At 65.1% G+C, this 12,722-nt stretch carries 14 protein-coding genes; 8 read left to right on the top strand and 6 right to left on the bottom strand.

Translation table 11 applies throughout. The features are described 5' to 3' along the window. Positions 1 to 2: 2 nt before the first annotated feature. Positions 3 to 491, bottom strand: coding sequence for a sigma-70 family RNA polymerase sigma factor (locus AAHB16_RS00225; protein ID WP_150371835.1), 489 nt, complete (start codon positions 489 to 491; stop codon positions 3 to 5). A 92-nt stretch (positions 492 to 583) separates the two neighbouring features. Further along, positions 584 to 1,240, bottom strand: coding sequence for an IclR family transcriptional regulator (locus AAHB16_RS00220; protein ID WP_342049742.1), 657 nt, complete (start codon positions 1,238 to 1,240; stop codon positions 584 to 586). Positions 1,241 to 1,577: 337 nt separating this feature from the next. Here AAHB16_RS00220 and AAHB16_RS00215 point away from each other — a divergent pair, with 337 nt between their 5' ends. From AAHB16_RS00215 to AAHB16_RS00190, 6 genes are all read left to right on the top strand, one after another. Continuing rightward, positions 1,578 to 2,657 carry a catalase family protein gene (locus AAHB16_RS00215; protein WP_342049741.1) on the top strand — a complete coding sequence of 360 codons (1,080 nt, stop codon included), beginning with the start codon at positions 1,578 to 1,580 and terminating at the stop codon, positions 2,655 to 2,657. Positions 2,658 to 2,680: 23 nt separating this feature from the next. Continuing rightward, positions 2,681 to 3,601: an alpha/beta fold hydrolase gene (locus AAHB16_RS00210; RefSeq protein ID WP_150371832.1), complete on the top strand. Its 921-nt coding sequence runs from the start codon at positions 2,681 to 2,683 to the stop codon at positions 3,599 to 3,601. 222 nt (positions 3,602 to 3,823) lie between these two features. Then, positions 3,824 to 5,629 carry a thiamine pyrophosphate-requiring protein gene (locus tag AAHB16_RS00205; RefSeq protein WP_342049740.1) on the top strand — a complete coding sequence of 602 codons (1,806 nt, stop codon included), beginning with the start codon at positions 3,824 to 3,826 and terminating at the stop codon, positions 5,627 to 5,629. Positions 5,630 to 5,647: 18 nt separating this feature from the next. Next, on the top strand, positions 5,648 to 6,220 hold the full coding sequence (locus AAHB16_RS00200) for a diguanylate cyclase (protein WP_342049739.1): 573 nt from the start codon (positions 5,648 to 5,650) through the stop codon (positions 6,218 to 6,220). A 32-nt stretch (positions 6,221 to 6,252) separates the two neighbouring features. Next, positions 6,253 to 6,837 carry a TetR/AcrR family transcriptional regulator gene (locus AAHB16_RS00195; protein ID WP_342049738.1) on the top strand — a complete coding sequence of 195 codons (585 nt, stop codon included), beginning with the start codon at positions 6,253 to 6,255 and terminating at the stop codon, positions 6,835 to 6,837. A gap of 99 nt (positions 6,838 to 6,936) precedes the next feature. Beyond that, positions 6,937 to 7,680, top strand: coding sequence for an SDR family oxidoreductase (locus AAHB16_RS00190; protein ID WP_342049737.1), 744 nt, complete (start codon positions 6,937 to 6,939; stop codon positions 7,678 to 7,680). Here the strand turns inward: AAHB16_RS00190 and AAHB16_RS00185 are convergent, their stop codons facing one another. Both AAHB16_RS00185 and AAHB16_RS00180 read right to left on the bottom strand, forming a co-directional pair. Continuing rightward, positions 7,681 to 8,643, bottom strand: a complete 963-nt coding sequence (locus AAHB16_RS00185; protein ID WP_342050010.1) for a phosphoribosyltransferase — start codon at positions 8,641 to 8,643, stop codon at positions 7,681 to 7,683. Between the two features lie 152 nt (positions 8,644 to 8,795). Further along, positions 8,796 to 9,689: a LysR family transcriptional regulator gene (locus tag AAHB16_RS00180; protein WP_342049736.1), complete on the bottom strand. Its 894-nt coding sequence runs from the start codon at positions 9,687 to 9,689 to the stop codon at positions 8,796 to 8,798. A 128-nt stretch (positions 9,690 to 9,817) separates the two neighbouring features. On the opposite strand from AAHB16_RS00180, the gene AAHB16_RS00175 reads away from it, so the two are divergent. Then, positions 9,818 to 10,216: a tautomerase family protein gene (locus AAHB16_RS00175; RefSeq protein ID WP_342049735.1), complete on the top strand. Its 399-nt coding sequence runs from the start codon at positions 9,818 to 9,820 to the stop codon at positions 10,214 to 10,216. Positions 10,217 to 10,263: 47 nt separating this feature from the next. Here AAHB16_RS00175 and AAHB16_RS00170 read toward each other — a convergent pair whose 3' ends face one another. Continuing rightward, positions 10,264 to 10,659 carry a tautomerase family protein gene (locus AAHB16_RS00170; RefSeq protein ID WP_150371824.1) on the bottom strand — a complete coding sequence of 132 codons (396 nt, stop codon included), beginning with the start codon at positions 10,657 to 10,659 and terminating at the stop codon, positions 10,264 to 10,266. 120 nt (positions 10,660 to 10,779) lie between these two features. After that, complete coding sequence (locus AAHB16_RS00165; RefSeq protein ID WP_342049734.1) at positions 10,780 to 11,610, bottom strand: SDR family NAD(P)-dependent oxidoreductase; 831 nt, start codon at positions 11,608 to 11,610, stop codon at positions 10,780 to 10,782. Positions 11,611 to 11,777: 167 nt separating this feature from the next. On the opposite strand from AAHB16_RS00165, the gene AAHB16_RS00160 reads away from it, so the two are divergent. Continuing rightward, a complete protein-coding gene (locus tag AAHB16_RS00160; protein WP_342049733.1) occupies positions 11,778 to 12,719 on the top strand; it encodes a GlxA family transcriptional regulator in 942 nt (313 codons plus the stop codon). The last annotated feature ends 3 nt before the right edge of the window (positions 12,720 to 12,722 follow it).

Below are 12,722 nucleotides of genomic sequence, written 5' to 3'. Positions count from 1 at the left end.
AATCAGTGGAGGAGCGTCAGGCAGAGCTCGAAGCCCTGCGCCATGTACCGCTTGACGGTCCGGTCGCTGAGCCGGGTGCGCTCGGCAATCTGCACGTAGGTCAGGCCTTCCAGCTGCGACAGCACGAAGACTTCGCGTGCCTGCGGCGCGAGCGTGGCAAGCATGGCGTCCAGCTGCTGCAACTCCTGCTGCATCGACACGAGATTCTCGGGGGAGATGGCGACTTCGACGGGCAAGGCCGCAAGGGCCTCCAGCCACGCCTGTTCGAGCGAACGCCGCCGCCAGTGGTCGTTGAGCAGCCCACGCGCCACGGTCGTCAGGAACGCGCGCGGCTCCTTGATCCCGGGCACGTCATCGGGCTTGCGCAGCAGGCGCAGAAAGGTGTCCTGGGCCAGGTCGAGCGCCTCTTCGCTGCAATCGAGCCGACGACGCAACCACTGGCAGAGCCAGTCATGGTTGTCCTCGTACAGAACGCGAATGGTGGTCGACATGGCCGTGAACCCGGGGCGGTGCTGAGCGACGGATGATATCGAGAATTGTTCTTATTTGCAAACATGACTGGTGTCACGACGGCTTACGTCGATTACCCCAGCGCGCCCCAATGGTTGGTGACGCGCATCAACGACGCGTGGGGGCCGATTTCGCCGAGCTCCGTCGAGAGTTGCTCCGCGGCTTCGCGCACCGGCGTCGTCAGGTCCCGCAACCGTGCCATGCGCAGCCGCGTATCGGGCCCCGAGATACCGATGGCGGCGATGACGGCGCCGGTGCCGTCGAAGATGGGGGCCGCCAGGCCGTTCACGCCAGGGCGCCATTCCCCGCGGTTGATCGCATAGCCCGCGCGGCGCACGCGCTGCATTTCCTGCTGGAATCCGTCGGGGTCGGTAATCGTGCGCGGCGTGGCGGCGGTGAGGTCATGCGCGATCTCGGCGAGCCACTGCGGATTGCGAAACGCCAGCATGGCCTTGCCCGTCGCCACGCAATGCGCCTGCGCGCGCCCGCCGATCTGGCTATACGCGCGAATCGGGTTCGGGCATTCCACCTTGTGGACGTACACGACCTCGCGTCCGTCCAGTACGGAGAGGTGCACCGACTCGCCCGTGGATTGCATCAGCGCTTCCATCAGCGCGTCGGCATGCCGTCGCAGGTCGAAGCTCCAGAGAGCCGCCGATCCCAGTTCCCACAGCTTGATGGACACGGTGTAGCTGGCCGGCGGCACCCGCACGACATAACGCTCGTCCACCAGCGCCTGCAGCAGCCGGTGCGCGAGCGAGCGCGCGTCGCAGGGTTATCGTCATTGTCGTCTCCTTGTCATGGACCGCCAGACAGCGATCGCCAGACCGTCATTGCGGCCTGAAACGATTCTGGGCGACGCGCGCGGATTCGCATGGATGTTCCGCGAACTGGAACGGGGGAGGGGAAGGCGCCAGTGGCCAGGTCGAGCAAAACGTACCGGCAAATCCCGATCGGCCGATGTAAATGCTGCGTGTGCGCGCGGCGGACATCGCTGCGGCAGGTAACGCGCGCCGCTGGAATGAAGATTGCGTTCCCGTGACGATCCGATTCCGCCTGGAGCCTCCATGTCCGCCCCGTTTCCCATCCGTCCGCTTCCCTTCGACCCCAGCTTCGAACAGGTGCCGGAGGACGAGGCTACGACGGTGATCAAGCTGATGGAGGTGCTGCACGAGATCCAGCAGACGACCGCGCGTGACTACGGGTACGCCGTGCGCAGCGTGCATGCGAAATGCCATGGCGTGCTCGATGGCGAGATCGAGGTCCTCGAGGGCCTGCCGCCCGAACTCGCGCAAGGCCTGTTTGCAAAGCCCGGCCTGTATCCGGTGGTCATGCGGCTCTCCACGAATCCCGGCGATATTCTCGACGACAGCGTCTCGACCCCGCGCGGACTGGCCATCAAGGTCAGCGAGGTGTCCGGTGAGCGGTTGCCGGGCAGCGAGGGCAGGGCGACGCAGAACTTCGTCATGGTGAACGCACCGGCTTTTTCCGCCGCGACCCCGGCGAAGCTGCTCGCGAACCTGAGTCTGCTGGCCAAGACGACGGACCGCGCACCGCGCGCGAAAAAGGCGCTCTCGGCAATGCTGCGCGGCGTCGAGCATGCGATCGAAGCGGTCGGCGGCGAAAGCGCGACGCTGAAAAGCCTGGGCGGCCATCCGCCCACGCATATCCTCGGCGAAACGTTCTATACCTGCGTACCGGTGCTGTACGGCCCGTATTACGCAAAGCTCAGCCTGACACCGGTGTCTCCGGAGATTGCGGCGCTGGCCGATGCGCGCATCGCGTTGCGCGATCATCCCGACGCCTTGCGCGAGGCCGTTCACGCATTCTTCGCGCGGCAGGGCGCGGAATGGGAAGTCCGCGTGCAGCTGGCCACCAGCGCGGAGGCGATGCCCATCGAGGATGCGTCGGTCGAGTGGGATGAGGACACCAGTCCGTACCTTACCGTGGCACGCATTCGCGCGCAGCCGCAGGATACGTGGGCCGAGTCGCGCGTCACGGCGATCGACGACTGCATGTCGTTCAATCCGTGGCATGGCCTGGCCGCGCACCGCCCGCTCGGCGGTATCATGCGCGTGCGCAGACACGTGTACGAGGCCTCCGCCGACTTCCGTGAGCGCTTCAACCAGTGCCCGATGCGTGGCTGAGGGCCGCGCGAGCAGGAGGCGTCATGCTCAGACATATCCAAACCGATCTGCTGGATATCGCTTATGACGAACAGGGCGATGCGGGCGGATGGCCGGTCGTCTTGCTACATGGGTTCCCGTACGACATCCACACGTACGACGATGTGGTGCCGCGCCTCACGCGTCAGGGCGCGAGAGTCATCCGGCCCTACCTGCGCGGATACGGCCCTACGCGCTTTCTCTCGGCGGACACCCCACGTTCCGGCCAACAGGCGGCGCTGGGCGCCGACCTGCTTGCGCTGCTCGATGGATTGCGGATCGATCGGGCCTGTCTGGGCGGATACGACTGGGGCGGCCGCGCGGCGTGCATCGTGGCGGCGCTCTATCCTTCGCGCGTGCAGGGGCTGGTCTCGGTCAACGGCTACAACATCCAGCATCTGGCCACCGCCATGCAGCCGCTGAAGCCGGAGCAGGAGTACCGGCTCTGGTATCAGTACTACCTCCACGGCGAACGGGGCCGTGCCGGACTCGGCGAGAACCGGCGCGAGTTCTGCCGTCTGCTCTGGTCCCTGTGGTCGCCCACGTGGCATTTCGCGGAAGACACCTTCGCGCGCTCGGCCGCGTCGTTCAACAATCCCGATTTCGTCGACGTCGTCGTGCATTCCTACCGTCACCGCTTCGGCCTCGTGGAGGGCGACCCGCGCTACGATGACATCGAGCGCCGCCTCGCGGCCAGCCCATCGATCACGGTACCCGCGATCACGATGGACGGTGGCGCCGACGGCGTCATGCCACCCGCGGGCAATCAGGCCAACGATCAGGCCAACAATCAGGCCAACCTGAGTCGCTTCACGGGGCGCCATCAGCGCCGCCTGGTCGAGAACGCGGGTCACAACCTGCCGCAGGAGGCGCCGGAAGCGTTTGCCGATGCGGTGCTCGAGGTGCACGGCTGGGCCGCCACATAGGCCCCGCCCCACGCACGCGTCTACACGACGCGGCGGAAGCGCAGGCCGGACATGGCATGCATTTCGCACCGATGTCCGGCATCCGGTTGGTGAGCCGCCGCGACGCTTCCCCTGCCGGGCCGCCGGCGGCGGAGACGGGCAATCTTTACCCCCTGCGTGTAAAGAGCGCCCGCGCACGCTACCAATCTCCGCCTCGCTGACGGCTTTTCTGAGGGGTTCCACATGGCCACCGTGGCAGATTTCATTCTCGAGCGGCTGCGTGCCTGGGGCATCGGACGCATCTATGGCTATCCCGGCGATGGGATCAACGGCATGCTCGGCGCGCTCGACCGGGCGCGGAAAGACGGGCCGAGGCTGATTCAGGTGCGTCACGAGGAAAGCGCGGCCATGATGGCTTGCGCGCACGCCAAATTTTCCGGGGAGGTCGGCGTCTGCATGGCCACGTCGGGGCCCGGCGCGATCCACCTGCTCAATGGACTCTACGACGCCAAGGCCGATCACCAGCCCGTGGTCTGCCTGATCGGGCAACAGCGCCTTGCCGCGCTGGGCGGCGATTATCAGCAGGAAGTCGACCTGCTGTCGCTGTTCAAGGATGTCGCGCACGAATATGTGCAGATGGCCGTGACGCCGGGGCAGGTCCGGCATCTCGTCGATCGGGCGCTACGTATTGCACTCGACCAGCGTACCGTCACCTGTGTGATCCTGCCGAACGATGTGCAGGAGATGGACGCCGTACCCACGCCGCCGGCGGAGCATGGCACCGTGCATAGCGGCGTCGGCTACGTCAAGCCGCGCGTGGTGCCCGATGCCGAGACGCTCGCGCGCGCCGCGGCCGTGCTCAACGGCGGCAAGAAGGTCGCGATGCTCGTCGGGGCGGGCGCGCTCGGCGCCACCGACGAAGTGATCGCCGTGGCGGAGCGGCTTGGCGCGGGCGTGGCCAAGGCGCTGCTCGGCAAGGCGGTCTTGCCCGATGACCTGCCTTATGTCACGGGCAGTATCGGCCTGCTCGGGACACGCGCCAGCTGGCAGCTGATGAGCGAGTGCGATACGTTGCTGATGGTCGGCTCTTCGTTCCCGTACTCGGAATTCCTGCCTCAGGAGGGCCAGGCGCGCGGTGTGCAGATCGACCTCGATGGCCGCAAGCTGAGCATGCGGTATCCGATGGAAGTGCCGATGGTCGGCGATGCAAAAGAGACGCTCGCCGCGCTGTTGCCGCTGCTGGACACCCGTACCGACTTCGCCTGGCGCGAGGAAGTCGAAGCCAATACCGAGCGTTGGTGGCGCGTGCTGGAGAAGCGTGCGCTCGACGATGCGGTACCGATCAACCCGCAACGGGTGTTCTGGGAACTGTCGTCGCGTCTGCCCGCGAATGCCATCCTCTGCGCGGACTCGGGCACGGCCGCCACCTGGTATGCGCGCGATATCCGCATGCAGCGAGGGATGAAGGGTTCGTTGTCCGGTGGCCTCGCGACCATGGCACCGGCGTTGCCTTACGCGATAGCCGCGAAGTTCTGCTTCCCCGATCGTCCGGCGCTCGCGCTGGAAGGGGACGGCGCCATGCAGATGAACGGCATCAACGAACTCATCACGGTCGCGGCCTACTGGCGCGAGTGGTCCGACCCGAGGCTGATCGTGCTCGTGCTCAACAACGGCGATCTGAACATGGTCACGTGGGAGGAGCGCTCCCTCGCCGGCGACCGGCGCTTCGACACGTCGCAAACGGTGCCGCCATTCGATTACGCGGCCTACGCGCGAATGCTGGGACTCGAAGGCATCCGCGTGGAAACGCCGGATGCGCTGGGCCCCGTGTGGGAGCATGCGCTGGCGGCCAAACGGCCCGTCGTGCTCGATGTGCTCACCGATCCGGCTGTGCCGCCGGTTCCGCCGCATATGCCGGCGGAGGCGGTCCGCAACTATCTGAAGGCGATGGTCAGCGGAGACTCGCAGAGCCGGGCCGTGCTGCGCGCCACGGCCCGCGAGATGTGGGCGGAAGTCGTGCCGGCCGCGCGTGCCAGAGACGACGGATAACGCAGCGAAGGAGCACCCATGGTCGACGCCGTCCGCACGATCCTGATGTACGGACTCGTGCCGTTGTGGATACTGGCCGGCCTCGGCGACTGGTGGTGCCATCGGCGGACCGCGATCGAACGCAATGCCGGGCTGCGCGAGTCGGCCATGCATAGCGCAATGATGATCGAGGTCGGCATTCCGGTGCTGATGGCGCTCTTTCTGGAGATCAACGCCATGGTCTTCGCCGCGATGCTCGCCGGCGCAGCCGTTCACGCCATCACGGCCTGGATCGATGTGGCCTACGCCACGGATCACCGCACCATCCGGCCGATCGAGCAGCACATGCACAGCCTGCTCGAAGTCCTGCCGCTGGCCGCGGTGGCGCTGATTGCCAGCGTGCATTGGGAGCAGTTCCTCGCACTGTTCGGAGCCGGACCCGCAACGCCCGATTACTCGCTCGCACTGAAAGCGGTACCGTTACCCGCCGCGGAGATCGCCGGTTTGCTTGTCGCCATCCTGGTGCTGGTCGTCGCGCCTTACGCGGAGGAGCTTGTCCGCTGCGCCCGATATGCCCGGCTCGCCCGAGACCCGCGAGTTCAACGTTCTTGACTAATCAGTCTACAACGTATAGTCTTGCCTCCATGGTGAGACCAAGAGAATTCGATCGCGATGCCGCGCTGACCAGCGCCATGACCCTGTTCCGGCAGAAAGGCTTTGCCGCGACGTCCACGGACGATCTGCTCAAGGCCATGGGTATCGGCCGGCAGAGCATGTACAACGCGTTCGGCGACAAGTGGAAGCTGTATCTGGAGGTCTTGCAGACCTACCAGCAGAACATGCTGGGCGCGCATCTCACGCGCCTGAACGGTCCGGCGTCGCCGCTCGATGGCATTCGGGAACTGCTGCGGGGACTGGCACCCGCGGACGATGCGCTGCGCGGGCTCGGCTGCCTGGGCGTCAGCGCGGTGGGCGAATTCGGCACGAGCGAGGCGGTGCTGCGCCAGCTGGCGCAGAAGATTTCCCAGACGCTTGGCACGCATATCGCGGAACGGATTCGAGAGGGGCAACGCAGCGGCGAGATCGATCCAGACGTCGATCCCGTCGAAGGCGCGGCCTTCGTGCAGACGACGATGACCGGCTTTCAGGTCGCGGCGCGCGCAGGGGCCAGCGTTGGGGATCTCCACAAGCTTGCCGACTTCGTGGTCGGCCGGCTGGCGGCGGCATAGAACGCATCGGCACGCATCGGCAAGCATCGGCACGCACCCCGCGATGTGGCCGTTTTTTTTGGTTTATTTTGGACTGAATAGTCAATAAAGGAGCAAACAATGCAACAGACAACTTCCGCGGCACGCAAGGCCGCTCTCGTGTTTGGCGGTTCGCGCGGCATCGGTGCGGCGACTGTCGCCCGCCTCGCGAAGGATGGATACGTGGTGGCGTTCACCTACATGTCGAGCGCGGACAAGGCGCAGGCCCTGGTGGATCGCGTTTCCGCGGACGGTGGCGAAGCGTTTGCCATCCGCGCCGACAGTGCCGACCCGACCGAGATTCGCGATGCGGTCGCGCAAGCGGTGGCGCAGGTCGGCACACTGAGCGTCGTGGTGGTCAATGCCGGACTGCTCCGCGTCGGTGCGATCGATGCGGTCAAGCTGGAAGAGCTCGACCAGATGCTCGACGTGAACGTGCGCGGGGTATTCCTCTCGATTCAGGCAACGGTGCCGCACCTCGCCGATGGCGCGCGCGTCATTACCATCGGCAGCAATGTCGCGATTCACACCCGTGGTTTCGCCGGCTCGAGCGTCTACCAGATGACCAAGACCGCCGTGGCCGGCATGGTCAAAGGTATTGCGCTCGACCTCGCGCCGCGTGGGATCACCGTCAACAATGTCCAGCCGGGCCCGACGGATACCGATATGAATGCCGGTGCCATCGACGCCCTGCAGGGCATCAGCCCGATGAAGCGCGTCGGCCAGCCCTCGGAAATCGCGGGACTGGTGTCGTATCTGGCGGGCGACGACGCGCGCTATGTCACAGGTACGAGCGTGACCATCGATGGGGGCTGGACGCTGTAATCAAGCAGGGACGGCCGTGGCGTTCCATCCGACGGTATTGATCAGCATGCCGCTTCGGTTTGCGGCGTCCCACCAGACCACGCGCAAAAGAGGTTCCTCTTTTGCAATCAGCAGCGCCTGCACCGGATCGCTTTCAATAAAGTGCGTCACGCCGCAGCGGCGCGCGGCGGCGGCCTTGTACGCGGCGGTGCTGGCGGGGCTGTCGTCCTGATCGCGGGGCCGCATGACGAGGTCCAGATGGTCGAAACCGTGCCGGCGCAGCCATGCTTCGGTGCGGTCCCGGTCGATGTCGGGACGCCCCGTGATCACGGCCCGCACGTTCTTCAGGCGGCGGGTGGGCAGCACCTCGAAGGGGAGCAGGGCGTCGCGCTCGCGCAATGCCGAAGCGAGGTCGTCGTCGTAGCGCGATAGCGGCACGTCGGGGAGCAGAATGCCGTCGAGGTCGATGGCATAGGCCGCGTATTCGTGGTCTTCCGCCATCCTGTCCGCCGCGCCTGATGCCATGCGTTCCCAGTCCGCGCGATATCCCGCAGTATAAGCCTGTCGCTCCCACGGGAAGATCGTAAAGTAGCCCCGTGCGTCGTTGGCATAGTCCGGCCGGAGGCGGCTGATGTCATCGAACGCGCCCGTCAATGTTCTGACGACAAGACCGTGCCTCTCGAGAAACGCCTTGCTGTCGGCCAGCGTAAAGCCCCGGCCAGCGATATCCTCGCAGAGCAGGACCTTCGAGCCCGGCGGTGGCATCGGTGTGGCCGACTGCCACGAGACCTTGCGTGCCTGACGCTCATAGCCGACGAACGCCACCGGCACACCAATGGCGTGCGACACCATCAGCGCCAGCGGCGCACCACCGCGAAGAATGCCAATGCTTGCTGTAAACGATTCCGCAAGCAATGCGGGTTGTAACGACTCGATCCATTGATCGAGCTGGTCGTAAGTCAACGTCAGAAGCGGCTTGTCCATTGTCCCGAGAAAGCGGCGATACGCTCCGATTCGGCCGGAGCGGAACAACGGTAAGCGATTTCGCGGCCCATGTGGCCAGAGCAGGGCGGCGGGATACGTTGCGATACGAACCCGGCGTGCGAATGCCATCCGGATCGTGCCAAGTTTGCAATCTAGGCCGGCTGCACGGGATCGACGAGCGCTTGATGAAGGACGCCGAGCGCTTTCGCGAGATTGCCGAGCGTTCTCGCATGCGCCAGCCACAGGTCGAAAACGAGCGAGATGTCGATGGCATCCACGACGGACAACGCCGGCAAATGGCTGCTGGCCGAGAGCAGGCTGCGCGGTGCCAGTCCCAGGCCCATGCCGGCCGCGACCAGATGCAGCTGTGTCTCGGTCCCATGGACGTCGACGCCAAGGCGCAGCTGTTTGCCCACGCCCTCCATCGCGCCTTGCAGCAATGCACGATAGCCACACCCCTGCGGGTTCAGGATCCACTCGTGGTCGGCGAGCTCGGCGATGCGCGCGGGGCTGGTCACGAGCGGCGTGGCCTTGCTCTGCACGACCAATACGTCGAACCTCGCGATGTGCTCGGCCTCCATGCCGTCTAACGGCATGGTCCCGATCGGCAGCATCAGTATCGCGGCATCGAGATCGCCGGCGGCGATTGCCTGCTGCAGCGTTGCGCTCCATTCGGTGCGGCACCGCAGTTCGAGCCGGGGGAAGCTCGTCTTCAGGCGCCTTGCGATCTCGAACAATGCAACGTCCGCAATGACCTGCGGCAGGCCGATTCGGAACGTGCCGCTGGGCTCCTCGTCATCCCTGGTAATGCGCATCAGACGGTCGAGGTCCCGCAGGATCGCGGCCCCGGACTGATAGACGCGCTGTCCCACGGCGGTGACGCTCGGTGGCCGGCTCGACCGGTCGAGCAGCGTCGTCCCCAGCAAGTCTTCCAGCTGCTGGACACGGCGCGAGACGGCAGACTGCGTGAGGTAGAGCTTCTCCGCCGCCCTGGTGAGCGAGGTGTGATCGACGACGGCGATAAAGGCCTTCAGTTCTTCAAGCATATGGCATCGATTTTAGTCATGCGCCATCAGCATACTAAAGATGAAAAACATTCGCTTGAGGAATCGTATGGCCCGGCCTACTGTTTCACCTCCACCTGTACGGTGACTTTCATCATCCCGGAGCCATCATGCCTCTCGCCCGCATCAACATCGCCAAAACCGCATCCGCCGACACCGTGCGCGCCATCGGCAACGTGATCTACGACGCCATGACGTCCGTCGCCAACGTTCCCGTCCACGACAAGTTTCAGATCGTGACGCGCCATGCGGAGGATGAACTGATCTACCCGCAGGAAGGCTATCTCGGTGTCAGCTACACGCCGAATATCGTGTTTATCCAGATCACGTGGAATGCGGGCCGGAGCACCGACGTAAAAAAGGCCTTCTACAAGGCCGTGGCCGAGGGCATCGCCGCGAAGACGGGCATGCGTATCGACGACGTCTGGATCAACCTCATCGACGTTGCCCGCGAGGACTGGTCGTTCGGCAGGGGCGAGATGCAATACGCGCCCAAGGATGGCCAATAAAGGGGAACACCGTATATCGGCGTCGGTGAGCGCGCGCGGGGTAAGGCTCATGCCTCGCCAGGCTGCCAGTCGGGGCTATAGCCGCCCAGCGTCGGGTGGTACATCTCGTCCCCGGAATGCTGGGTGAACTCGACATTGAGTCGGTCCTCACGCAGGCCCAGAATCTCGATGCAGTGCGCACACAGCGCCTTGGCGACTTCCATACGAAGTTCGGGCGGACGGCCTTTCCGGATGTCGAGCATCATGAGCGCGACGGGCGTCGGCTCCTGCCCGACTTCGGGAATGCGCCATACGCCCCCTTCGCCAAGCTCGCGAATGGCCACCGAGATGCGGCGGATATCCACCGACATCATGGCCGCATAGGTCTCGCTCATGCGTGCCGCGAGTCGTTTTTTCTGTTCGGTCGAGTAATGGTCGTTGACGTCCAGCTGCAGGTAGGGCATGTCATCCTCCGATGATTCGAATCCATGGCGATAAGGCGTCAAGCTGCCCCATGACGTTGCCATGCCAGCTTGCCACCGTATCGTCTTCCGCGCCAGCTTGCGCCAGCGCGTTGGCCGGGTTCAGGCTTTGGCTGCCGCAACGGCGTAGCGGGGCGCGGGCCTGGCGTTGGCGAACTTCGGCGCCAGCCCACGACGATAGACTTCCCACGACGTCCAGTCCGCGTCGTCCTGCAGCGTCGGGATGGTCACGAGTTCGCCCAGATCGAGGCCGCTCAGCGCCGCATCCACGAGGTCGTCGGCGGTCATCGTGCTGGCAGCCTCTTTCTGTTTCGCGTAGCCGGCGACATCCCAGAATTCGGTAGCCGTGGCTGCCGGCAGTACGGTCTGGATGCGCACGCCCTTGTCGGCAAGATCGCGCTGCAGCGTGTGGCCAAAGCTCAGGACGTAGGACTTGGAAGCGCTGTAGACGCCGTTGAGCATTTCCACGGCAATGCCGACCACGGAGCTGATATTGACGATCGTGCCGGCGCCCTTTGCCGCGAAGACCGGCGCGATGGCATAGGTCAGGCGGGTGAGGGCGGTGATGTTCAGGCCGATCATCGCTTCCATATCGTCCACGTCGTTGGCGAGCACGGAGGCGACGGAGCCGACGCCGGCGTTGTTCACGAGCATGGTGATGCTCGGATCCTGACGCAGGACGGCCTCGATGCTGGCCAGATCTTCCTTGCGGTTGAGATCGGCCGCGATGGTGCTGACCGAGCGTCCGGTCTCGGTGGTGAGTCGATTGGCCAGCGCGCTGAGGCGGGCGGCGTTGCGGGCGACGAGGATGAGGTCGTAGCCGCGTTTGGCCAGGCGGTCGGCGTACACGGCGCCGATGCCGGCGGATGCCCCCGTGATCAGGGCGGTGCCTTTGGAGGAGGGGGTGTCCGGGGTGATGGCGGTCGAAGTCATGGTCATTGTCTCGATAAGGGATAACCGATTTGGGTCACCCGGCGGCGTGCCGGGCCTGGAACCCATTCTGGTATCCCGGCGCGATATCCTCAATGACGTAGATGCAATGATTTAGGTCATGGCCTCTGCTATATTCCGTGAACCCTGTCATTGCGTTCGGAGTGGCCATGCATACCGTCGGACTCGTCGTGTTCCCGAATTTTCAGGTCATGGGACTGGCTGTGGGCAGCGTGTTCGAATACGCCAATCGCATGCGCGGAGAGGTGGCCTATCAGTTCCGGCTCGTGTCGGAAGACGGTGGTCCGGTAATGACGTCCCAGGGTTTCTCGGTCAACACCGATCGGGTCCGGGACGCCACGTACGACACGCTGATCGTGGCGGGCGACAACGATTGCCGGCTGCCGGCGGAGAGCCTGCTCGACTACATCCGGACCGCGCCGAGCCGGCGCGTCGCCTCCATCTGCACGGGGGCATTCGTGCTGGCGGCGGCGGGCCTGCTCGACGGCAAACGCGCGACCACGCACTGGCTGCATGCGCAGGCGTTCCGGAAGCAATTCCCCAATGTGCAGGTCGATGAAGACCGCATCTTCGTGGTCGATGGCGACATCTGGACTTCGGCGGGCATGACCGCGGGCGTGGATCTCGCGCTTGCCATCGTCGAGAAAGACTTTGGCGTGGAGGCGGCGCGCATGGTCGCGCGCAAGCTCGTGGTGTATCAGCGGCGCGGTGGCGGCCAATCGCAATTTTCTGCGCTGCTGGAACTCGATGCCAAGTCCGATCGCGTGCAGATGGCGGTGACCTACGCGAAGGAGAATCTGGGCACCGACCTCTCGGTGGAATCGCTGGCGGAGGTGGCACGGCTGAGCCCGCGGCAGTTCAGCCGCGTCTTTCGCGAAGAGACCGGCCAGTCGCCGGCCAAGGCCATCGAACGCCTCCGCGTCGAGGCCGCGCGGCTGATGATGGAGACGACGCGGCACCCGATCGAAGTCATCGCGCGCGAGACGGGATTCGGCGATCGCGAACGCATGCGACAGGCGTTTCTGCGTGCGTTCGGCCAATCGCCGCAGGCCATTCAGCGCACGTCTGCCGGCGGCACGCTGGTGCTGTAGTCA

It is taken from the genome of Cupriavidus sp. OTU4054 (assembly GCF_038440175.1).
Lineage (GTDB): Bacteria > Pseudomonadota > Gammaproteobacteria > Burkholderiales > Burkholderiaceae > Cupriavidus > Cupriavidus pauculus_D.
Note: the sequence above shows the minus strand (reverse complement) of the source record. Positions and strands in the feature narration are given on the sequence as shown.